Source organism: Microbacterium sp. 22242, from assembly GCF_052045495.1.
Classification (GTDB): Bacteria; Actinomycetota; Actinomycetes; order Actinomycetales; family Microbacteriaceae; genus Microbacterium.
On the sequence record NZ_JBQEOZ010000005.1, the window covers coordinates 195,579 to 215,744 of the forward strand.

At 71.4% G+C, this 20,166-nt stretch carries 18 protein-coding genes and 1 tRNA gene; 2 read left to right on the top strand and 17 right to left on the bottom strand.

The window, feature by feature from the left end; translation table 11 throughout:
- Positions 1 to 137: 137 nt before the first annotated feature.
- From ACTJJZ_RS07520 to ACTJJZ_RS07570, 11 genes are all read right to left on the bottom strand, one after another.
- Positions 138 to 212: transfer RNA gene (locus ACTJJZ_RS07520), tRNA-Gln, on the bottom strand.
- 91 nt (positions 213 to 303) lie between these two features.
- On the bottom strand, positions 304 to 795 hold the full coding sequence (locus ACTJJZ_RS07525; RefSeq protein WP_440720558.1) for a lipocalin family protein: 492 nt from the start codon (positions 793 to 795) through the stop codon (positions 304 to 306).
- A gap of 68 nt (positions 796 to 863) precedes the next feature.
- Positions 864 to 2,372, bottom strand: a complete 1,509-nt coding sequence (gltX, locus tag ACTJJZ_RS07530; RefSeq protein WP_440720559.1) for a glutamate--tRNA ligase — start codon at positions 2,370 to 2,372, stop codon at positions 864 to 866.
- A 146-nt stretch (positions 2,373 to 2,518) separates the two neighbouring features.
- Entirely contained in the window at positions 2,519 to 4,069 is a 1,551-nt protein-coding gene (locus tag ACTJJZ_RS07535) for a S53 family peptidase (RefSeq protein ID WP_440720560.1), read from the bottom strand.
- A 105-nt stretch (positions 4,070 to 4,174) separates the two neighbouring features.
- Positions 4,175 to 4,960 carry a class I SAM-dependent methyltransferase gene (locus ACTJJZ_RS07540; protein ID WP_440720561.1) on the bottom strand — a complete coding sequence of 262 codons (786 nt, stop codon included), beginning with the start codon at positions 4,958 to 4,960 and terminating at the stop codon, positions 4,175 to 4,177.
- The gene (locus ACTJJZ_RS07545) at positions 4,957 to 6,219 is read right to left on the bottom strand and encodes an MFS transporter (RefSeq protein WP_440720562.1); all 1,263 of its coding nucleotides are present in this window, start codon (positions 6,217 to 6,219) and stop codon (positions 4,957 to 4,959) included. Before ACTJJZ_RS07545 ends, ACTJJZ_RS07540 begins: the two co-directional genes overlap by 4 nt.
- Positions 6,216 to 6,995 (bottom strand): fumarylacetoacetate hydrolase family protein, encoded by a 780-nt coding sequence (locus ACTJJZ_RS07550; RefSeq protein WP_440720563.1) that lies wholly within the window; start codon positions 6,993 to 6,995, stop codon positions 6,216 to 6,218. The genes ACTJJZ_RS07545 and ACTJJZ_RS07550 overlap by 4 nt, the downstream gene beginning before the upstream one ends.
- Positions 6,996 to 7,023: 28 nt before the next feature.
- The gene (gene gnd, locus ACTJJZ_RS07555; RefSeq protein ID WP_440720564.1) at positions 7,024 to 8,079 is read right to left on the bottom strand and encodes a phosphogluconate dehydrogenase (NAD(+)-dependent, decarboxylating); all 1,056 of its coding nucleotides are present in this window, start codon (positions 8,077 to 8,079) and stop codon (positions 7,024 to 7,026) included.
- Between the two features lie 95 nt (positions 8,080 to 8,174).
- On the bottom strand, positions 8,175 to 9,284 hold the full coding sequence (locus ACTJJZ_RS07560; RefSeq protein WP_440720565.1) for a branched-chain amino acid aminotransferase: 1,110 nt from the start codon (positions 9,282 to 9,284) through the stop codon (positions 8,175 to 8,177).
- Between the two features lie 49 nt (positions 9,285 to 9,333).
- On the bottom strand, positions 9,334 to 10,410 hold the full coding sequence (locus tag ACTJJZ_RS07565) for a 3-isopropylmalate dehydrogenase (RefSeq protein ID WP_440720566.1): 1,077 nt from the start codon (positions 10,408 to 10,410) through the stop codon (positions 9,334 to 9,336).
- Positions 10,411 to 10,514: 104 nt separating this feature from the next.
- Positions 10,515 to 12,050 carry an MFS transporter gene (locus tag ACTJJZ_RS07570; protein ID WP_440720567.1) on the bottom strand — a complete coding sequence of 512 codons (1,536 nt, stop codon included), beginning with the start codon at positions 12,048 to 12,050 and terminating at the stop codon, positions 10,515 to 10,517.
- A 57-nt stretch (positions 12,051 to 12,107) separates the two neighbouring features.
- On the opposite strand from ACTJJZ_RS07570, the gene ACTJJZ_RS07575 reads away from it, so the two are divergent.
- Positions 12,108 to 12,722: a TetR/AcrR family transcriptional regulator gene (locus tag ACTJJZ_RS07575; RefSeq protein ID WP_440720568.1), complete on the top strand. Its 615-nt coding sequence runs from the start codon at positions 12,108 to 12,110 to the stop codon at positions 12,720 to 12,722.
- Positions 12,723 to 12,786: 64 nt separating this feature from the next.
- On the opposite strand, the gene serA is transcribed toward ACTJJZ_RS07575, so the two are convergent.
- The 3 genes from serA to ACTJJZ_RS07590 form a co-directional block, all read right to left on the bottom strand.
- Complete coding sequence (gene serA, locus ACTJJZ_RS07580; protein ID WP_440720569.1) at positions 12,787 to 14,418, bottom strand: phosphoglycerate dehydrogenase; 1,632 nt, start codon at positions 14,416 to 14,418, stop codon at positions 12,787 to 12,789.
- 144 nt (positions 14,419 to 14,562) lie between these two features.
- Positions 14,563 to 14,907, bottom strand: a complete 345-nt coding sequence (locus tag ACTJJZ_RS07585) for a hypothetical protein (protein WP_440720570.1) — start codon at positions 14,905 to 14,907, stop codon at positions 14,563 to 14,565.
- Positions 14,904 to 15,404: a hypothetical protein gene (locus ACTJJZ_RS07590; RefSeq protein WP_440720571.1), complete on the bottom strand. Its 501-nt coding sequence runs from the start codon at positions 15,402 to 15,404 to the stop codon at positions 14,904 to 14,906. The genes ACTJJZ_RS07585 and ACTJJZ_RS07590 overlap by 4 nt, the downstream gene beginning before the upstream one ends.
- Positions 15,405 to 15,487: 83 nt before the next feature.
- Between ACTJJZ_RS07590 and ACTJJZ_RS07595 the strand changes: the two genes are divergently transcribed.
- Positions 15,488 to 16,390: a hypothetical protein gene (locus tag ACTJJZ_RS07595; RefSeq protein WP_440720572.1), complete on the top strand. Its 903-nt coding sequence runs from the start codon at positions 15,488 to 15,490 to the stop codon at positions 16,388 to 16,390.
- Positions 16,391 to 16,479: 89 nt separating this feature from the next.
- Here the strand turns inward: ACTJJZ_RS07595 and ACTJJZ_RS07600 are convergent, their stop codons facing one another.
- Genes ACTJJZ_RS07600 through ACTJJZ_RS07610 form a run of 3 tightly spaced genes read right to left on the bottom strand, consistent with a single transcriptional unit; the run spans position 16,480 to position 20,107 of the window.
- Positions 16,480 to 17,214 (bottom strand): copper homeostasis protein CutC, encoded by a 735-nt coding sequence (locus ACTJJZ_RS07600; protein ID WP_440720573.1) that lies wholly within the window; start codon positions 17,212 to 17,214, stop codon positions 16,480 to 16,482.
- Positions 17,211 to 18,560 carry an alpha-L-fucosidase gene (locus tag ACTJJZ_RS07605; protein WP_440720574.1) on the bottom strand — a complete coding sequence of 450 codons (1,350 nt, stop codon included), beginning with the start codon at positions 18,558 to 18,560 and terminating at the stop codon, positions 17,211 to 17,213. Before ACTJJZ_RS07605 ends, ACTJJZ_RS07600 begins: the two co-directional genes overlap by 4 nt.
- Positions 18,557 to 20,107 carry a M81 family metallopeptidase gene (locus ACTJJZ_RS07610; RefSeq protein ID WP_440720694.1) on the bottom strand — a complete coding sequence of 517 codons (1,551 nt, stop codon included), beginning with the start codon at positions 20,105 to 20,107 and terminating at the stop codon, positions 18,557 to 18,559. The genes ACTJJZ_RS07605 and ACTJJZ_RS07610 overlap by 4 nt, the downstream gene beginning before the upstream one ends.
- Between the last annotated feature and the right edge of the window lie 59 nt (positions 20,108 to 20,166).

The window sequence follows — 20,166 nt, forward strand, 5'->3', positions numbered from 1 at the left end:
ATCGGTAGCTGGACTCGAACCATGACAACCACTGGTCAGACGGCAAAAACACAAAATCGCGTCGATCTCGCATGTACCAACGGTCAACAACATAAACCCCTGATGAGGGGCTCATTTTCTAGCATGATGCTCATGCTTGGCTGGGGTACCTGGACTCGAACCAAGAACAACTGAACCAGAATCAGCCGTGTTGCCAATTACACCATACCCCAAGGGCAGAACCGGAGCCCTGCACCGAGGTTCAAGCTTACCCGAGCGGTCCCGGGTATCCAAACCGGCGCGGGATCCCGCGCGCGTCGAGCCTCAGAAGGCGACGACCGCGCCGGATTGCGCCGGGCGGATCCACGCCCCCAGGTCGTAGCCCTGCTCGCGGGCGGTCGCCAGGAAGGACTCGGCCGTCACCCGGTCGGCCTCCGGCTCGCGCGCCAGCAGCCACAGGTGCGCTCGATCGGGCGTGCCGACAAGGGCATGACGGTAGCCGTCGTCGACGCGCAGCACCCAGTAGTCGGCGCGCGCGAAGGGGATCCAGCGGAGCCCGCGCGGCAGGAACGACACCCTCAGGCGCCCTGGATGGGCCGGGTCCTGGGTCGCCTGCCCGATCGCCTGCGAAGGCTTCCCGTCCTCGTCGAGGCAGCGGTTGTCGACGCGCACGGTGCCGTCGGCCTGCAGCGAGTATTCGGCGGTGACATCCCGGGCCTGCTCGTCCTCGAAACGCAGCGGCAACCGGCCGATCTCGAACCACAGTCCGAGGTAGCGCTCGAGTTCCAGCGCGGGCACCGATCGCACGTCCGGCATGGAACCTCTCGGTCTCGACTGCGGTCGAGCCTACGCGATCGCCAGGCAGCGCGCGCAGCGGTCGCCCGTTACGCCGGCAGGAACTCCGCGAGCGCCCGCAGCCGGCGCAGGGTCTCGTCCTTGCCGAGCAGCTCCATCGACTCGAACAGCGGCGGCGACACCCTACGCCCCGTGAGCGCGACCCGCGGCGGGCCATAGGCGACCCGCGGCTTGAGGCCGAGGCCCTCGACCAGGGCGGCGGAGAGGGCGTCCTGGATCGCCTCGGGCGTGAACGTCTCGAGCCGCTCGAGGGCGGCGACGCAGGCCATCAGCACCTGGCCGGCGTTCGCCGGCAGGCCTTTGAGCGCGTCCTCGTCGTAGGACACCAGATCTGCGAAGAGGAAGCCGAGCATGCCGGGCACCTCGCCGAGCAGCTGCACGCGCTCCTGCACGAGCGGCGCGGCGCGGAACGCCAGCACGATCTGCTCGTGCGTGGGCTCCCCTGCGAACACGTCCGCGGCGGCGAGGTACGGCAGGATCCGCTCGGCGAAGTCCTTGCCGTCCAGCTTGCGGATGTGGTCGCCGTTGATCGACTCGGCCTTCTTCTGGTCGAAGCGGGCGGGGTTCGGGTTCACGTTCACGATGTCGAACGCCGCGGTGAACTCCTCGAGCGAGAACACGTCGCGGTCGGGGCCGATCGACCAGCCCAGCAGGGCGAGGTAGTTCAGCAGCCCCTCGTGGATGAAGCCGCGCTCGCGGTGCAGGAACAGGTCTGCCTGCGGATCGCGCTTGCTCAGCTTCTTGTTGCCGGTCTCCCCCAGCACGAGCGGCATGTGCGCGAAGCGGGGCACGAACGTCGTCACGCCGGCGTCGATCAGCGCGCCGTAGAGCGCGAGCTGACGCGCGGTGGACGGCATCAGGTCCTCGCCGCGCAGCACGTGCGTGATCCCCATCAGCGCGTCGTCGACCGGGTTCACCAGCGTGTACAGCGGCGCGCCGTTCGGGCGCACGACGACGAAGTCCGGGAAGGATCCGGCGGGGAAGGTCACCTCGCCGCGGATCAGATCGACGTAGGTGAGGTCCTCGTCGGGCACGCGCAGGCGCAGCGCGGGCTGGCGGCCCTCGGCGCGGAACGCGGCACGCTGCTCCTCGGTGAGGTCGCGGTCGAAGTTGTCGTAGCCGAGCTGCTTCGCGCGGCCGTTCGCCTCGTTGCGGGCGTCGATCTCCTCCGCGGTGGAGTAGCTCTCGTACACCGCGCCGGACGCCTTGAGCTTCTCGATCACGCTCTGGTAGATGTCCCCGCGCTGCGACTGGCGGTACGGGCCGTGCGGGCCGCCGACCTCCACGCCCTCGTCCCAGTCGATCTTCAGCCAGGTCAGTGCGTCGACGAGCTGGCGGAAGCTCTCCTCGCTGTCGCGCGCCGCGTCGGTGTCCTCGATGCGGAACACGAGCTTGCCGCCGGTGTGCCGGGCGTAGGCCCAGTTGTACAGCGCGGTGCGGACCATGCCGACGTGCGGCAATCCGGTCGGCGAGGGGCAGAAGCGGACGCGGACGTCGGATCCGGAGGCGGTCGTGGTGCGGGGATCGGGAGTAGCCATAGCCTTTCGATTCTAGTTGGGCGGAAAGGCCTCCCCCGGACGACCGCCGTCGCCGTTCGAGGAGCGCAAAGTGTNTCGAAACGCCGCCCGGCCGGGGCAGAGTTCGGGGGCGAGAGGCCGCAGCCGCCCGCCCCCGAACCGTGGACTCACTGCGCGGCGAGCTGCGCCACGTACCCGGGCACGGTGGGCGCACCCCAGCCGGTCGTCAGGTCGTAGCCTCCCGTGGTGGGGTAGCCCGGCACGGGGTCCGGCGTGAGGGATCCGTCCGCGGCGATGTCCCACATCCGGTTGCTGTTCAGCATCCCGCTCGGCGTCGTGCCGTAGGTCTGCGGCACGATGTCGCGGAAGGCGGCCGACTTGTCGAAGGACGAGCTGTACAGCGCCTTGTTGAGGTCGCCGATCGGAGCCTTGCCCGCAGCGGCCCTGGCCTGGTTCGCGATCGCCGTCGCCGCAGCCGCTTGCGGGGACGCCGCCGAGGTCCCGCCGTACACGCCCCAGGCGGGGGCGCCCTCGGTGCTCGGGAAGTACGAGTGGAACACGAGCACGCCGCCGTTCACCGCGGCGTTCCAGGCGAGGTCGGGCACCCCGCGGGCGTTGCCCACGACGCCGGAGACCCCGTCCTGGAAGGCCGGACGCGGGTAGACCGTGGAGAGGCCGCCGCCGGTGCCGATCCCGAAGCCGCCCTCGTTCCAGACCGCCTCGGTGTCACCACCCGGGTTCCAGCCCCAGTAGGCCGGGTTCCGGCTGCCATCGGCGAGGTAGGGAACGTCCTGCGTCGGGTTCCACGTCCACCCGTCCTGCACCTGGGTGCCGCCGACCGATGTCACGTACGGCGAGACGTTCGGGTAGCTCACCTCGGGGGTGGAGCCCACCGTGCCGGCCCGGTGCGAGCGCACGTAGCCGGTGGATCCGTCGTCGCCCGAGGAGGCGAAGAAGGTGTCGCCCTTCGCCAGGCCGCGCTGGAAGGTCTGGTCGAACTTCGCAAACTGCGTCTTCGCCGCCGATGCGGATCCGAAGGTCTGCTCGTCCGTGCCGAACGACATCGAGAACACCGTGCCGGACGGATACTTGGTGATCGCCCAGTCGATGGCCTTCATCAGGTTGGGCACGCCCTGCACGCCCTGGGTCTCGGCGGGCGGCGTCGAGAGCAGCACTATGTGCGCCTTCGGAGCCATCGCGTACGCCCACTGCACGTCGAGGTTCGCCTCTCCCGCCCAGCCCGCGGCCGAGTTCGGGCCGGACTGGCCGACGCCCTTCCCGGTCGGGTTGGTGTAGTCCGGCGTGCCCAGCGGCGAGACGGCCTCGAAGTCCGGGGCCGGGCCGCCGAAGGTCTGCGCGAAGAAGTTCAGGTCGTCCGCTGCGGTCGGGCTGCCGTAGGCGTCGACCAGCACGATGGTCTGGCCGGCACCCTCCGTGCCCGTCGCGAGCGGACCGAGGCCGTAGTGCTCGCGCAGCTGGTCCGGTGTGTAGCAGTGGATGGTCGTCGACACCCGGTTGTCCGGGGCGGGCCTGGTGCACGCGGCGGGGCCGCTGGCGTCAGCCGCCGGGGTGAACGCGGAGTCCGGCGCCTGTGCCGCGAACGGCACGACGGCGGCCGACGACGGGGGCGGGGACGACATCGGGGAGAGAGCGAGTGCGGACGCTCCCACCATCGCAGAGACGCCCAGCACGGCGTAGAGGGTCCTCGTTCGTGACATGCCAACCTCCTTGTTGACGGATCCCCGGACCACCGGGTCAGCGGACCGGGACCGTGCACGACGCTAGCACCGCGATCAGCTCGCGCACAGGGACACTCAGCCGGTTCATAAGGAACGATCGCGCCGGGCCACCGCGATCGCCGCAGCGTGGTCCAGAGCCAGTACACCGTGCACTCCTCGCTCCGCGATCACGGCCTCGAAGCCGTCGCGGAATCGCCGGCGATCGCGCTGATCGAGCGCCCGGAAATACGCTCCCGCGCCCGCCACACCGCCCTCGATCGAGGTCCACAGGGCCGACGCGGGCGCGCGCCACGTCCAGCGGTGCTCCCGCACGTCCGGATCGGTCCAGCCGCCCTCCCGGAGCATCCGGGTGAACCCCTCGAGCGTGCGCTCGAAATCCTTGTCCGCGGGCAGCCGGCCACCGGAGACGGCCTCCAGCCCCGCTCGATCGCACACCTCGGCCCACAACCACGACGGGGAGACCGTCCAGCTCGTCGCCGCGACCGCGGCACGTGACACGCGCCACAGTTCGGCAGCCGCCGCCCGCGGATCCGGCACGTGGTTGAGCACGAAGTTCGCGACCACGGCGTCGAACGAGGCGTCGCCGTCGGTGAGCGACGGCAGAGCACCCTCGCGGATCCGCAGTCCGGGATGGCGGCGCCGCGCCTCCTCGCGCATGCTCGCCTCCGGCTCCCTCGCATCGACGATCCAGCCGTCCGCCCCGAAGTTCGCGGCGAGCTCTCCGGTGCCCGCACCGACGTCGAGGAGGGTGCGGCCCTCGCCCGGGCCCAGCACGGAACGGAGTGCGCCGATGGTGCCCGCACAGAGCTCGGCGTATGAGGCGGCATAGGCCTGCCCCACGCCGCTCCAGCTACCGGGGCGACTCCTCATCGCTTCCCGAGCGGGGACAGCACGACGATCACGGCGACGACGACAAGCGCGGCGATCGCGAGACCCGCGTACGAGAACGACTGCAGGATCACTCCCGCGAGCACGGCGCCGCCGGCCGCGCTCAGGCTCATCAGCGAGTCGCTGCGGCCCTGCCGGCGCGTGCGGAGCTCGGTGGCCGACGCCTCCGTGAGCAGCGCGGCACCCGCCACCGTCGCGGCGCTCCAGCCCAGCCCCAGCAGGATCAGCGCGACCATGACGCCCCAGGCGGTCTCTCCCGCGAGCATCGCGAACGCCAGCGACGTCACGAGCAGCGCCTGGCCGAGCAGCACGGTGCGCAGCCGCCCCCAGCGATCGGCGAGGATGCCGAACACCGGCGACAGGCCGTACATCCCGGCGACGTGCATCGCGATCGTGACGCCGACCAGGACGGTGACGTCCATCTCCATCGACGCTCCGTCCGACATCCCTCCCCTGCCGGCCATCGCCATGTGCGAGAGGTGCACGGGGGTCATCGCCATGACCGAGGCCATGGTCACGTGCGACCCCGCGATCGCGAACATCGCGTACCGCGCCGCCACCGGGCGGTCGGCGCGCTGCAGGCCGGCGGCGACGGACCCCGTCTCCGGGAGCGTCCGCGAGACGAGCAGCGGGTCGGGGCGCAGCGCGACGAGATACAGCGCGAACGCGGCGATCTGGGCGACCAGGGAGAACAGGTACGACCCGGTGTGCACCGGCATCCCGATCGCGTGCCCGAGCCGCTCCCCCGGCCCCAGCAGCAGCGGGCCCGCGACACCGCCGATCGTGGTCGCCCAGACCACGACGGACAGGTCACGGCCGCGATGCTCGGGCAGCGCGAGATCAGTCGCCGCGAACCGGGACTGCAGGTTGCCCGCGTTGCCCATGCCGATCATGACGATCCCGAGCAGCAGCAGCGGGAAGAACCGCATCGCCGCGGCCGAGATCACCACGACGATGCCGATCAGGGCGAGGAGGTTGCCCGCGGTCAGCGCGAAACGACGTCCACGGCGCGCGGCGAGCCGGGCGAGCGGGATCGCCGCGAGGGCGGCGCCCAGCGTCACCGAGGCCGTCGCCAGACCGGACAGGGCGTCGTTGCCGGAGATGTCCGCCGCGAGCAGTGCTCCCAGCGAGACCGTCGCGCCGAAGGCGATCCCGCCGAGCACCTGCCCGAACGAGAGGATCCCGACGGTGCGGCGCTGGATCCTGGTGCGGTCCAGGGCGCTGAGGGCCGCCGTGGTCACGACGCGGGCAGCGCGTCGCGCACGGAATTGCGCAGGGTGCCGATGCCGGAGATCTCGACCTCGACCGAGTCGCCCGCCTCGAACGCTCCGACACCGGCCGGGGTGCCCGTCATGATCACGTCGCCCGGCAGCAGCGTGAACACCGCGGAGGCGTAGGCGATGATGTCAGCGACCGAGTGGATCATGTCGCTGAGCGGCGCGTGCTGGCGCACCTCGCCGTTCACGCGGGTCGTCAGCTCGGCCTCGTCGAGGGCGACATCCGTCTCGATCCACGGGCCCAGCGGGCAGAACGTGTCGAATCCCTTGGCGCGCGACCACTGGCCGTCCTTGCGCTGCAGATCGCGCGCGGTCACGTCGTTGCCGACGGTGTAGCCGAAGACGTACTGGAGCGCGTCCTCGGCGGCCACGTTCTTCGCGATCCGGCCGATCACGACGACCAGCTCGCCCTCGTGCTCGGTGCGGTCGGAGAGCGCGACGGGTCGCACGATCGTGTCGCCGGGGCCGATCACCGCCGTGTTCGGCTTCAGGAACAGCAGCGGCTCCGCCGGCGCCTCGCCGCCCATCTCGGCGGCGTGGTCGTGATAGTTCTTGCCGACGCAGACCACCTTGGAGCGCGGGATCACCGGCGCCAGCAGGGCGGCGTCGGCGAGCGGCACGCGCTCCCCCGTGGTCTCGTAGCCGGCGAACATCGGATCCCCGGCCAGCACGACCAGGTCGCCGTCGTCGATGATGCCGTACTTGATGCCGTCGTTGTGGCTGAACCGCGCGATCTTCACGGGTTCAGCCTAGCCACGGTCATCGACGTCAGGAGTGCTCGGCCTTGTTGCCGCCGGCCTCGAGCACGTCGCCCGCGGGCAGCTCCTTGTGGCCGCCGAACTGCAGGCGCATGGCGGAGAGCACCTGGTTCGCGAACCGGTCCTCGTCCCGCGACGCGAACCGCTCGAACAGCGAGGCGGCGAGCACCGGCACGGGCACGCCCACGTCGACGGCGGCCTTGACGGTCCAGCGGCCCTCGCCCGAGTCCGACACCCGGCCCGCCAGCCCCTCGAGCGTGGGGTTCGCCTGGAGCGCCGCGGCGCTGAGATCGAGCAGCCACGACGAGATGACCGAGCCGCGGCGCCACAGCTCGGTGACCTTCGGCGTGTCGATGTCGAACTGGTAGAACTCGGGCTCTTCGAGCGGGGCGATCTCGGCCGAGTGCTCGGCCTCGCGGATCCCGGCGTCGGCGTTCTCGAGCAGGTTCAGCCCCTCGGCGAGCGCGGCCATGACGCCGTACTCGATGCCGTTGTGCACCATCTTCACGAAGTGCCCGGCGCCGGACGGCCCGCAGTGCAGGAAGCCGAGCTCCTCGGGGGCCAGGTCGCCGGTGCGGCCCGGCGTGCGCTCGATGTCGCCGGCGCCCGGGGCGATCGTCTTCAGGATCGGGGTGATCGTGGCGAAGGCCTCGTCCGGTCCGCCGACCATCAGGCAGTACCCGCGCTCGAGGCCGAACACGCCGCCGCTGGTGCCGACGTCGACGTAGCTCAGCCCCTTCTCGCGCAGCGCCTTCGCCCGGCGCACGTCGTCGCGGTAGTTCGAGTTGCCACCATCGATCAGGATGTCGCCGGGCTCGAGCACCGCCGACAGCTCGTCGACGACGCGTCCGGTCAGGCCGGCCGGGATCATCAGCCAGACGACACGCGGTCCGTCGAGCTTGGCGGCGAGATCGGCGTAGTCGGTCGCGCCGATCGCCCCCTCCGCCACCAGCGCGGCGACGGCATCCGGGTTGACGTCGTAGACGACGCACTCGTGCCCTCCGCGCATGAGCCGACGCACGATGTTCGCGCCCATCCGTCCGAGTCCGATCATGGCCAGCTTCATAGCGGGGTCCTCTCCTCAGTCCTCACACATCATGGCCTCGCGCCCGTGCACCGTCGCACGACGGTCACGTCAGGCCTCGATCTCCGGCGCGGAGATCAGGCGTCCAGCCGGACGAGCCAGCCGTGGGTGTCCTCGCGCCGGCCGTACTGGATGTCGGTGAGCTCCTCGCGCAGCGACATCGCGAGCTCGGTCGACTCCGGCCCCTGATGCACGATCTCGAAGTCGTCGGCCATGAGCGTGCCGATCGGCACCACCACGGCGGCCGTGCCGCAGGCGAACGCGCCGACGATCTCGCCGGACGCGGCGCCGTCGCGCCACTCGTTGATCGACAGCTTGCGCTGCTCGACGGTGAGCCCGCGATCCTTCGCGAGCTCGAGGATCGAGGCGAGCGTGATGCCCTCGAGGATCGAGTCCGATGCGGGGGTGAGCAGCCGTCCGTCGCGGGTGACGAGCACGAGGTTCATCCCGCCGAGCTCCTCGATGTACTCGCCGTCCAGGAAGAGCACCTGCTGGCAGCCCTTCTTGTACGCCTCCTCCTGCGGAAGCAGGCTCGAGGCGTAGTTCCCGCCGGTCTTGGCCGCGCCGGTGCCGCCGTGGCCGGCGCGCGCATAGTCGGTGGACAGCCAGATGTTCACCGGCTGCACGCCGCCGGGGAAATACGCTCCAGCGGGGCTGGCGATGAGGTAGTAGCCGACCTTCTTCGCGGCCCGCACGCCGAGGAACGCCTCCTTGGCGAACATGAACGGACGCAGGTACAGGCTCTCCTCCGGGTTGCTGGGCACCCAGCCGGAGTCGACCGCCACGAGCTGCCGGAGCGACTCGATGAACAGCTCGGTCGGCAGCTCCGGCAGCGCGAGGCGCCGGGCGGAGCGCTGCATGCGCGCCGCGTTGCGGTCGGGGCGGAAGGTCCACACGGAGCCGTCGGCGTGCCGGTACGCCTTGAGCCCCTCGAAGATCTCCTGCGAGTAGTGCAGCACCGCCGCCGCCGGGTCGAGCGCGATGGGGCCGTACGGGGAGACGCGGGGGCGGTGCCAGCCGCCCTTCTCCGACCAGCACAGGTCGACCATGTGGTCGGTGAAGTACTGCCCGAATCCCGGGTTCTCCAGGATCTCCTCGCGCTCGGCCTCGGAGCGCGCGTCCTCATTGCGGGTGACCCGCCAGATGAGGCCGGCCGAAGGTGCCTGAAGGGGAAGGTCGATGGTCATGATTCGTGTCCTGACAGGTCGTGGCTGGGCGACTGCGCCGGATTCCAGATTACGCCTGGAGTCGGGCGATGATCGCTGCGCCGGTCTGCTCTGTGGTGCGGGCGCCGGACCGCGACGCGATGTCCTCCTCCACCGCGCGCTGCACGCGCGCGGCCTCGGCGGTCAGCCCCAGGTGGTCCAGGAGCAGGGCGACCGAGAGGATCGCAGCGGTCGGGTCGGCCTTCTGCTGACCCGCGATGTCGGGTGCCGAGCCGTGCACGGGCTCGAACATCGACGGGAACGCGCCGTCGGGGTTGATGTTGCCCGAAGCGGCGAGGCCGATGCCACCGGTGACGGCGCCGGCCAGATCCGTGAGGATGTCCCCGAAGAGGTTGTCGGTGACGATCACGTCGAAGCGCGAAGGGTGGGTGACCAGGAAGATCGTGGCCGCATCGACGTGCAGGTAGTCTACGGCCACCTCCGGGTGCTCCAGCGCCACCTCGTCGACGACGCGCTTCCAGATGGATCCGGCGTGCACGAGCACGTTGGTCTTGTGCACCAGCGTGAGCTTCTTGCGGCGACGCTCGGCGAGCGCGAACGCGTAGCGGACGACGCGCTCCACCCCGAACGCGGTGTTCACGCTGGTCTCGTTCGCGACCTCGTGCGGGGTGCCCTTGCGGATCGCGCCGCCGTTGCCCACGTACGGCCCCTCGGTGCCCTCGCGCACCACCACGAAGTCGATCTCGCCGGGGTCGGCGAGCGGTCCGGGAGCGCCGGGGTAGAGCTTGGACGGGCGCAGGTTCACGTAGTGGTCGAGCTCGAAGCGGAGCTTCAGCAGCAGGCCGCGCTCGATGTTGGCGTCCTTCAGGCGCGGGTCGCCGGGCTGGCCGCCGACCGCGCCGAGCAGGATCGCGTCGTGCCCGCGGATGGCGTCCAGGTCGTCATCGGCGAGCGTGTCGCCGGTGTCCAGGAAGCGTGCGGCGCCGAGCGAGAACCGGGTCTTCTCGAACGTCACCGTGCTGTCCGCGGTGACCGCGTCGAGCACCTTCTCGGCCTCCGCGACGACCTCGGGGCCGATGCCGTCACCGGGGATGACGGCGAGCTTCACGACACGGGACGGCGTTTCCTGCGCGGTGTTTTCCGACACGGGCGCTCCTTGCGGGATCGATGCGGATGGAGGATCCCAGGCTATCGGGAGCCGGGGATCCCGCACGTCCGCAAGTCGGCGGATCCGCCGCCGGGTCCCCCGCCTCAGCGACCGAGGCGGCGTCCCAGGGTGAGCGCTGCGATCACGGCCGCGCCGATCACCAGGAGACCGCCGATGAGCGAGGTCACCATCACACCGGTGCCGAACGCGTCGGCCGCGGCCTGCCGCAGCGCCTGCCCCGCAGCGGCGGGAAGGCCCTCCGCCGCGGAGAACGCGCCGGCCAGGGTCTCGCGGGCCCGATCCGCCGCCGCCTCGGGGACGCCGGCGGGGATCGCCAGGGAGCCGCGGTAGAACGCGGTGATGATGCCGCCGAGGATGGTGGTGCCGAGCACGGCGCCCAGCTCGTACGCGGTCTCGGACACGGCGCTCGCGGCGCCCGCCTTCTCCGGCGGGGCGGCGGCGAGGATCAGCTCGTTCGACACGGTCTCGGCGGCGCCGATCCCGGCCCCGAGCAGCACGAACGCGACGATCAGCGGCGCGACGCCATGCGCGTGCGTCGTGAACGCCACGACGAGGTATCCGGCCAGGGAGAACACCAGTGCGGAGGGCACCAGGATCTCGGGGCGCACCCGCTTCGCGATCGGCACGACGCCGAGGCCGGCGACGATCATCATGCCCATCCCGGGGATGAGGGCGAGGCCGGCGTCGATGGGCGTGAGGCGCAGCACCAGCTGCAGGTGCTGCGAGACGTAGTAGAGGAAGCCGACGAGGGCGACGACGCTGAGCAGGTTCACCATGATCGCGCCGGTGAACATGCCGCGGCGGAACAGCGCCATGTCGAGCATCGGGATCTCGGCGTGCAGCTGGCGCCGCACGAACAGGAAGCCCGCACCGATGCCGATCGGCAGGAGGATCGCGACGAGCGGCGTGACGCCGGCGACCGCGAACTCCTTGATCGCGTACACGACCGGCACCATCGTCGCCATGGACAGCAGGATGCTGATCGGGTCGATCCGGCCGGGATCCGGGTCCCTGCTGTCGGGCACCAGCAGCGGCGCCAGGATGAGCAGCGGGATCAGCACCGGCACCGCCACCAGGAACACGGCGCCCCAGGCGAAGTGCTCGAGCAGCAGGCCGCCGACGATCGGGCCGAGCGCGGAGCCTGCCGAGAAAGCCGCAGCCCACACCGCGATCGCGAGACGGCGCTGCTCGCGGTTCTGGAACACGGAGCGCAGCAGCGAAAGCGTCGACGGCATGAGCATCGCGCCGAAGAGGCCGAGCACCGCACGGGCGCCGATGAGCAGCCCCGGGGTGGGGGCGAACGCGGCGAGCGCGGAGACGAGCGCGAAACCGGTCGCGCCGATCAGGAGCATCCTGCGCCGGCCGAAGCGGTCGCCGAGCGTGCCCATCGTGACGAGAAGGCCCGCCAGCACGAGCGGATAGACGTCGATGATCCACAGCTGCTCGATGCCGCTCGGGCTCAGCGCCGTGGAGATCTCGGGCAGCGCGAACGACAGCACGGTGTTGTCGACGGAGACCAGCAGCACGGGCAGCATGAGCACGACCAGCGCCGCCCAGCCGCGTGCGCCGACGCGCGGGCCGTCGGTCTCCTGCAGGGAGATCGTGGCGGTGGTGGGCATGGTGCACCTCTCAGCTTCTCGGAATTACTAAACCGTCCAGATGGTATAGTAACAGACATGGCCAGACCCCCGCATGCCAGGGAGCGCGTCCTCGACGCGTTCGAGGCGCTCCTCATCTCCGAGGGCGAGCGCGCGACCACCCTCGACGCCGTCGCCCGCGCCGCCAGCGTCTCGAAGGGCGGCCTGCTCTACCACTTCGGCTCGAAGGACGAGCTCGCCGCGGCGATGATCGCCCGCCTCGAGCGTCTCGCCGACGAGGACGTGGCGCAGATCCGCTCCGCACCGGAGGGGCCGGTGGAGTACTACCTGCGCACCTCGGTGATGATGGACGACGCCCTCGACCGCGCCATCATCGCGGTGTCCCGGCTGGCCCAGGGCGGATCGGGCCAGGGCGGATCGGGCCAGGGCGGATCGGGCGCGGGGGGATCGGCTCCGTCGGCGCAGGGCGGCAACTCTGCGGCGATCGCGGCCCTGCACCGGATGCGCGAGGAGTCGGCCGCGGCGATCCGCCCGCACGTGCGCGACCAGGCGGCCCTCGATCTGGTGATGCTGGTCAGCGACGGACTGTTCTTCAACAACGCGCTGGACGCGGACGGCTCCGACGGGGTCGTCCCGACCGGCGCCGCACTCGACGCGCTGATCGCACTGGTCGTGCGGGCCACCCTCCCCTGAGGACGCGTCGACGACGAACCGCCGCCCCGGAGCTCCGGGACGGCGGTTCGGGGATGACGACGGATCAGGCCTCGACGAGCTCGATCTGACGGAACAGGTCGGCGTCGATCTCGGCGCGCACCTCGTCGAGGAGCACCTCCGGGATCGGCGAGTCCAGCGTCAGCACGCTCAGAGCCTGGCCGCCGGCGGTCTCGCGGGCGATCTGCATGCCGGCGATGTTGATGCCGGCATCGCCGAAGCGCTGGCCGTAGACCGCGACGATGCCGGGGCGGTCGGTGTAGAGCATCACGACGTGGTGCTTCTCGATCGGGAGCTCGACGGCGTGGCCGTTGATGGCGACGAGCTTCTCGATCTGCTTCGGGCCGGTCAGGGTTCCGGAGACCGAGACCTGGCTGCCGTCGGCGAGGGCGCCGCGCAGCGTGATGACGTTGCGGTACTCCTCGCTGATGTCGTCCTGCACGAGGCGCACGGAGACGCCGCGCTGCTCGGCGAGCAGCGGGGCGTTCACGTACGACACGGTCTCGCTCACGATCGGCGTGAAAACGCCCTTGAGCGCGGCGAGGCGCAGCACGCTCACGTCGTAGCCGTTCAGCTCGCCGTGCACCTCGACGTCGAGGCTGGTCAGCGGCGACTGCGAGAGGCCGGACAGGATCTGGCCGAGCTTCTCGGTGAGCGGGATGCCGGGACGCACGTACGGGTCGATGAGGCCTCCCGCGACGTTGACCGCGTCGGGGACCAGGTCGCCGCCGAGGGCGAGACGCACCGAGCGGGCGACCGAGACGCCGGCCTTCTCCTGTGCCTCGTCGGTGCTCGCGCCGAGGTGCGGCGTGACGACCACGTTGGGCAGCGAGACGAGGGCACGGGCGGATCCGCCCTCGACCGGCGGCTCCGAGGTGAAGACGTCCAGGCCGGCGCCGGCGATCTCGCCGTTCTGCAGCGCGACCAGCAGGGCGTCCTCGTCGATGAGCCCGCCGCGCGCGACGTTGACCACGTACGCGGTCTTCTTCATCGCCCGGAACTGCTCGGCACCGATCATGCCCGTGGTCTCCGGCGTCTTCGGCATGTGGATCGTGAGGAAGTCCGCCTCGGCGACGAGCTCCTCGAGGCTCACGAGCTGCACGCCCAGCTGCTGTGCGCGAGCGCTGGTGACGTAGGGGTCGTATGCGATCAGCCGCGTGTCGAAGCCGGCCAGGCGCGCGGCGACGAGCGCCCCGATCCGGCCCAGGCCGACGATGCCTACCGTCTTCTCGAACAGCTCGACGCCGGTGTAGGAGCTGCGCTTCCACTCCCCCGCCGACAGCGAGCCGTGCGCGGCGGGGATCCGGCGGGCGAGGCTCAGGATGTGGCCGACGGTGAGCTCGGCGGCCGAGACGATGTTGGAGGTCGGGGCGTTCACGACCATCACGCCGGCGGCGGTCGCCGCCTTGATGTCGACGTTGTCCAGGCCCACGCCGGCGCGGGCGACGACCTTGAGCACGGGCGCGTGCGAGAGCGCCTCGGCGTCGATCTTCGTGGCCGAGCGGATCAGCACGGCGTCGGCGTCGGCGAGAGCCGCGAACAGCGCCTCCCGATCCGTGCCGTCGACCGAGCGGACGTCGAAGTCGGGTCCCAGCGCATCCACCGTGGCGGGAGAGAGCGTCTCCGCGAGCAGGACGACAGGCTTCTTGGCGGACGTGGTCACGGCGTTCTCAGGCACGGAGATCCTTCGGGACGGGAGGAGGGGGCCGATGCGCCGCACCGTCGGGGCGCGAATGTGCGAACACTCTACCGGAGCGGCCCATGCGTCCCGTGCCGTGTGACGGCGGACGACGGCGGCCACCCATGGGCCTGCTCAGCCCGGTCAGCGCCCGCCGCTCAGCGTGTACCCGACGACGTCGAGCCAGAACACCGCCACCAGCCCGAGCCCGGCGACGAGCACGAGCGCGACCGTGCCGAGCCCGCGGCGCCGGGTGAGCGCGAGCGCTCCGGCGTAGATCACCGCGGGCAGCACGATCGAGAGGATCAGCGCGATCCACGTGGTCACCCCCACGGCGAGGCCGACGAGAGGGATCATGTACGCGATCGCATTCCAGATCGCGTACGCGTAGAAGAGCCCGGTGAGACCGAGCAGCGCGGAGAACAGCCAGCGCGGGCGATGCGGATCCACCGCGGATGCGCGCTCCGCGGCGCTCTTGTCGATGCTCATGCGCCCACCGTCCCGAACATCACGAAGGGCCAGGGCACGAGCAGCGCCGCGCCCGCGATCAGCGCGGAGATCCGGATCCACGTCGCGCGCCCCCGCGTGAGCACCCAGGCCGCCGCGAACCACAGCACCGGTGAGAGCACCGCGAGCCACATCCACGGCAGGTACATCCAGTCCGCGACGAGCAGCGAGGCGCGCGGCCGCAGTCGCAGGCCGCCGACTGCCCAGCCCACCGCGAAGAGCAGGTAGACGCCGCCGATGAGGCCGAGGAAGACCAGCGCCGCGTTGCCGATCGCCGGCAGCTCGTCTGCCGGCGTGTCCTCCCCTGCCGTGTCCTCGTCAGCGGTCGGAGCCGCTGCCTGCCGCGCGGGCCTCGGGGCCGCCGCGGGAGGCGTCGCCGCGGGAGGGGTGGACGCCGGGCGCGATCTCGGCGTAGGCGCGGCCGCGCGTTCGGGCTCGTCGCCGTCCCAGCGCAGCGCGTCATCGGGATCGGAGGTCATGGCTCCAGCGTAGCGATCGATATCTCGGCTCCGGCGGGCCCCTCCCGCTATGTTTGGGGCAGCACCAGGGGGAAAGGACCGCCATGCCAGAGAACAGCAGCAAGAAGGTCGTCCACGTCGACGCCTCTCGCAAGCCCGCGACGACGTCATCGCGGTCCTCCGCCGCCGCATCCGGCGGCGCGGGCGGCCCCGAGGAGCCGCCCGCCGACTGGACCCCCACTCCGGAGGCGAAGGGCAGGGCGACGCGGTTCCGCTGGATCGCCGTCGCCCTCTGGGTCGTCGCGATCGCTGCCGAGGCGTTCGCGATCTTCTGGCTGCTCAAGCAGAAGCCGTTCACGACCGGACACCTGATCGGGCTCATCGGCGCCTTCGTCGTGATCGGCGTGCTCTCGAGCGTCGGCTCCGTCCTCTGGAAGAAGGCCAACCGTCTCGATCCGGCCCGCCGCAGCGACACCGTGCGCTTCTTCGTGCAGAACCAGCTCGGCGCGATCATCGCGATCATCGCCTTCGTCCCGCTGATCATCCTGGTCTTCACGAACAAGAACATGGACGGCAAGCAGAAGGCGATCGCCGGATCCATCGGCATCGTGCTGGCCGCGGTCGCGGCGTTCGTGTTCGGCGCGGACTACAACCCGCCGTCCGTCGAGCAGTACACCGCGGAGTCGAACATCGTGAAGCAGCTCACCGGCAGCGACGAGGTCTTCTGGACCAAGTCCGGGTCGGTGTTCCACGTCTGCCAGGCCGTGCCCGACGTGAACAAGACGTCGAAGGACAATCAGATCTACCAGGGCACGGTCGCCGCCGCGCACGACGCCGGCAAGAGCCGCCTCACCATGAAGTGGGAGTCGGAGGCGACGAAGTACTGCGGATACACGCAAGCGCAGGTGGACGCCGTCAAGACGGCCCTCCCCGGCGACGTCGCCACGCTGAACGGCGAGCCCGCCGACAGCAGCACCGATGCGCCGGTGCCGACCAGCACCCCGTGATCCGCATCGTCCGCTGAGAGGCCACGAGCGCGGCGCCGGAGTTGCCGGCGCCGCGCTCGTCGCGGCTCCAGGTTCGCGCGGATCCGTGCTCAGGCCCGGCTGCGCAGTGCGAGGGCGGCCCGGCGCACGATCCCGCCGTCCGTGACGTCGTAGCCGGGGCCGCCTCCGCCCGGACCGCTCGGCGCCGTGTCGCCCGAGGGCGTGCGTGCCGAGAGGTGGATCGCATCGACGCCGAGGCCGCGCAGCGCGGCGATGTCCTCGACGCGCACGCCGCCCCCGGCCATGATCTGCAGCCGTCCCGACGCCGCGGCGACCAGCGCGGCCAGCGCGGCGCGGCCGTCGATGCTGCGCGCCGCGCCCCCGCTGCTGAGCACCCGGCGCACGCCGCACGCGACGAGGTCGTCGACGAGGGCGGCCGGTTCGGCCACGGTGTCGATCGCGCGGTGGAAGACGAGATCCGCCTCCCCCGCCGCGGTCCTCCAGCGTTCGAGCGCAGACCGGTCGACCGCTCCCCGGCGGGTCAGCGCACCGACGACGACCGCCCCGGCGCCGCGCCGGACGACCTCCGCGATGTCGGCGGCGACGAGGGCGACCTCTTCGCGCGCATAGACGAAGCCGCCCGCGCGCGGGCGGACGAGCACGGCGACGCGCTCCGGATCACCGGCCACGGCGAGCACCGCGTCCACGGTCGCTCCCGAGGGCGTCATCCCGCCCGTCGCGGCCAGCGCCTGGCAGAGCTCGACGCGGTCGGCGCCGGCCTCCAATGCCGTCCGCGCTCCCGCCGCGGAGTCGACCGCGATCTCGAGCGCGACCCGCGCCGTCACTGCTGAACCGTGAGGGTGGCGACGGGCGCGCCCCTGAGTCCGCCCGGGATGCGCACGATCCTCGTCCCGTCCGAGGCGTCCTCCTCCTCCGCCGCGGATCCGTCGGCCCACCGCGGGGCGCCGGCGGTCAGCTCGGACGGAAGACGCAGGTCGCCCGCGCCGGGATCCAGGGCGTGCACGTGCACGCCGGCGGCCGACTGCGTGTAGCGGCGCGGCTCCCCGCCCTCCTCGCCGAAGCGCACCCAGGGGCGCGTCCCATGGATCGTCTCCCCGTTCACCCGGAGCCAGGCGCCGAGATCGCGCATCGTCCTGCGCTGCAGCTCGGGGACCCGTCCTGCCGCGTCCGGGCCGACGTTGATCAGCAGGTTCCCGTTCTTGGAGACGACGTCGACGAGCATCCGGATCAGGTCGGGACCGGAGAGGGTCTGGCGCTCGTCCTCCGCCTGGTTGTAGCCGAACGAATAGCCGAGGCCGCGCGTGGACTCCCACGGCGCGTCGAGGATCCCCGGGATGTGCGTGTACTCCCGGGTGAGGAAGCCGCGGTACGGCACGCCCCAGCGGTCGTTCACGACACCGTCCGGCACCTGCTCGAAGTAGCGGCGCAGCAGCGCGGCGACCGCGAAGTCGTCGCGCCCCTTGCCGCCGTCGGGCCACTCGATGTCGTTCCAGAGCACGTCGGGCGAGAACCGTTCGACGAGCTCATCGAGCTGAGCCGCCGCATAGCGCGCGAAGGGGACGTCGTTGCGGCGGTGGCGGAACAGGTCGGTGTCCGACTCGATCGGCGGGAAATCGCTCGCGTGCCAGTCCAGCGCTCCGGAGAAGTACACGCCGAACCGCGCGCCGGCCCGCCGCGTGGCGTCGTGGAGCTCCGCGATGAGGTCGCGCCGGGGCCCGCGCGCGACCGCGTTGAAGCCGGTCGTGCCGGTGCCCCACAGGCAGAAGCCCTCGTGGTGCTTGGTCGTCGGGATGACGTAGCGGGCTCCGGCGTCCACGAGCTCGCCGACAAAGGCGTCCGCGTCGAAGGACGATGCGTCCCAGAGGTCGGCGAGGTCCTCGTACGAGGTGCCGGGTCCGTAGAGCTCCTGGTGCCGCTGCCAGGTCGGGCTGCCGGCGATCCGCACGGTGTTTCCGTACCACTCCGCGTACTGGTGCCAGGCGTAGGCGTCCTCGGTCGGGATGTGCACGCCCTCGCCGTGCTGCACGGCCCAGGCGGGCACCGAGTACAGCCCCCAGTGCACGAAGAAGCCGAGCTTGGCGTCGCGGTACCAGTCGGGCACGCCCTGGGTCGGATAGGCGGGGGCGGCGGATCCGAAGTCGGGTCCGGTGCGCTTCTCGAAGTTCATCATGCGGGCGGCTCCTCTCCGCGACGGCTCACGTGGGCGGCGAGCGCGGGGTCGCCGTCGGTGTCGAACGGGAACACCCCGGGTGCGAGCCGGTGGTGGCCCAGGCGCAGCAGATCCTGATCCACGCCGCCCGGGGTGAGCGCGAGCGTCCAGTCGGCGGCGAGGTCGTACAGCTCGGGCTCGAGGTAGCCGATCTTCACGATCACGATGTCGGCGGTCTCCGGATCCAGTCCCAGCATGCGGAAGTCGTCCAGCTGGTGGAAGGGCTTTCGGCGCTCGGTGACGATCGCGTGCACGCTGCCGGAGCGGATCACGACCTGGATGCCGGCGTCGGGGTCACCCTCGGTGATCGAGAAGACCTCGCCCGAGAGGGTCACGGGGCCGCGCGGACCGGGATCCACCCGTCCGCCGACCTCGAGCGTCACCGTCGCGCCGACGCCGGCAGCCACCGCCTGCGCCACCGCCGCGGCGTCGAACACGGACGCGTGCACGACGACCCGTCCCGGCTCCGCGAGCTCAGGACGCGCGAGCAGCTCGCCGAGCGTCCAGGAGACGTCGCCCGCCCCGCCCGCGGTGGGGTTGTCGCCGGAGTCGGAGATGACGTACGGGCGCGCTGCTCCCGGGGCGAGGGCCCGCTCGAGCGCCTCGCCGAGGGGCGCGGTCGGTCCCACGAAGACGAAGTCGGCCCGCGCGTCCCAATACTGCCGGGCCAGGCGCTCGGCCTCCCGCGCGATGACCGCGCGGTCGTCGCCGGTCACCATCACGATCGCCCTGTTGCGCGGCTCGTCGGCCCAGGCGTAGCCGACCCAGATCGCCGCGTCCACGACGGCGTCGAGTTCCTCGACGTCCGGCACCTGCGCGTAGATGCCCCGCGCCGGCTCCAGCCGGGTGCTCGTCTTCTCCCCCGGCAGCAGCACGGGCACGGGAACCCATGCCTTGTAGGGGCGACGGCGCAGCGGATCCGATCCGTGCGGACCGCGCAGGCGCGCGAGCAGATTCCACACCGCGCGCTCCTTGGTGTTCATCCAGTCCTCGTGCGGCGCCATCCGGTAGCAGGTGAGCAGATCCAGCGCATCGCGCAGCACCTCGGAGACGTTGCCGTGCAAGTCCATCGACGTCGAGACAAGGGCGTCGTCGCCCAGTTCCGCACGGACCGCCGTGGCGAGGTCGCCCTCGGCGTCGTCCATCCCGACGACGCTCATGGCGCCGTGGATGTCGAAGAAGAACCCGTCGAACGGGCCGTACTCGGCGACCTCGGCGCGGATGCCGCGCACGATCGCCTCCTTCATCCGCCGGTAGGTGGCCGGCGCCACCGCTCCGCCCGGCAGCGAGCGCCCGTGGTGGATCGGCACCCACTCCGCCGCCTCGCGCAGCTCACGGCCCTCATCGAGGAACGGGTAGTAGCCGAGGAGGTCGGCGCCCGCGCGGATCGTGAACGCCTCGTCGCCGGAGATGTGCGGCGAGAACGTGCTGGACTCGATCGAGATCCCGGCGATGCCGATCCGGGGGCGGATGAGCCCTCCGTCCTGGACGGCCGGGAGCGGCCCCATCCAGACCGTGTCGGCCTCGGGGCGGATGTTCGGGGTGGGCGCTGTCATGACGGCTTCGG

Excerpts from the sequence above, each read along its gene's own strand:
- ACTJJZ_RS07525 (WP_440720558.1), bottom strand. The coding sequence starts at position 795 with ATGCCGGACGTGCGATCGGTGCCCGCGCTGGAACTCGAGCGCTACCTC.
- gltX (WP_440720559.1), bottom strand. The coding sequence starts at position 2,372 with ATGGCTACTCCCGATCCCCGCACCACGACCGCCTCCGGATCCGACGTC.
- ACTJJZ_RS07535 (WP_440720560.1), bottom strand. The coding sequence starts at position 4,069 with ATGTCACGAACGAGGACCCTCTACGCCGTGCTGGGCGTCTCTGCGATG.
- ACTJJZ_RS07540 (WP_440720561.1), bottom strand. The coding sequence starts at position 4,960 with ATGAGGAGTCGCCCCGGTAGCTGGAGCGGCGTGGGGCAGGCCTATGCC.
- gnd (WP_440720564.1), bottom strand. The coding sequence starts at position 8,079 with ATGAAGCTGGCCATGATCGGACTCGGACGGATGGGCGCGAACATCGTG.
- ACTJJZ_RS07560 (WP_440720565.1), bottom strand. The coding sequence starts at position 9,284 with ATGACCATCGACCTTCCCCTTCAGGCACCTTCGGCCGGCCTCATCTGG.
- ACTJJZ_RS07570 (WP_440720567.1), bottom strand. The coding sequence starts at position 12,050 with ATGCCCACCACCGCCACGATCTCCCTGCAGGAGACCGACGGCCCGCGC.
- ACTJJZ_RS07575 (WP_440720568.1), top strand. The coding sequence starts at position 12,108 with ATGGCCAGACCCCCGCATGCCAGGGAGCGCGTCCTCGACGCGTTCGAG.
- ACTJJZ_RS07585 (WP_440720570.1), bottom strand. The coding sequence starts at position 14,907 with ATGAGCATCGACAAGAGCGCCGCGGAGCGCGCATCCGCGGTGGATCCG.
- ACTJJZ_RS07590 (WP_440720571.1), bottom strand. The coding sequence starts at position 15,404 with ATGACCTCCGATCCCGATGACGCGCTGCGCTGGGACGGCGACGAGCCC.
- ACTJJZ_RS07595 (WP_440720572.1), top strand. The coding sequence starts at position 15,488 with ATGCCAGAGAACAGCAGCAAGAAGGTCGTCCACGTCGACGCCTCTCGC.
- ACTJJZ_RS07605 (WP_440720574.1), bottom strand. The coding sequence starts at position 18,560 with ATGATGAACTTCGAGAAGCGCACCGGACCCGACTTCGGATCCGCCGCC.
- ACTJJZ_RS07610 (WP_440720694.1), bottom strand. The coding sequence starts at position 20,107 with ATGGGGCCGCTCCCGGCCGTCCAGGACGGAGGGCTCATCCGCCCCCGG.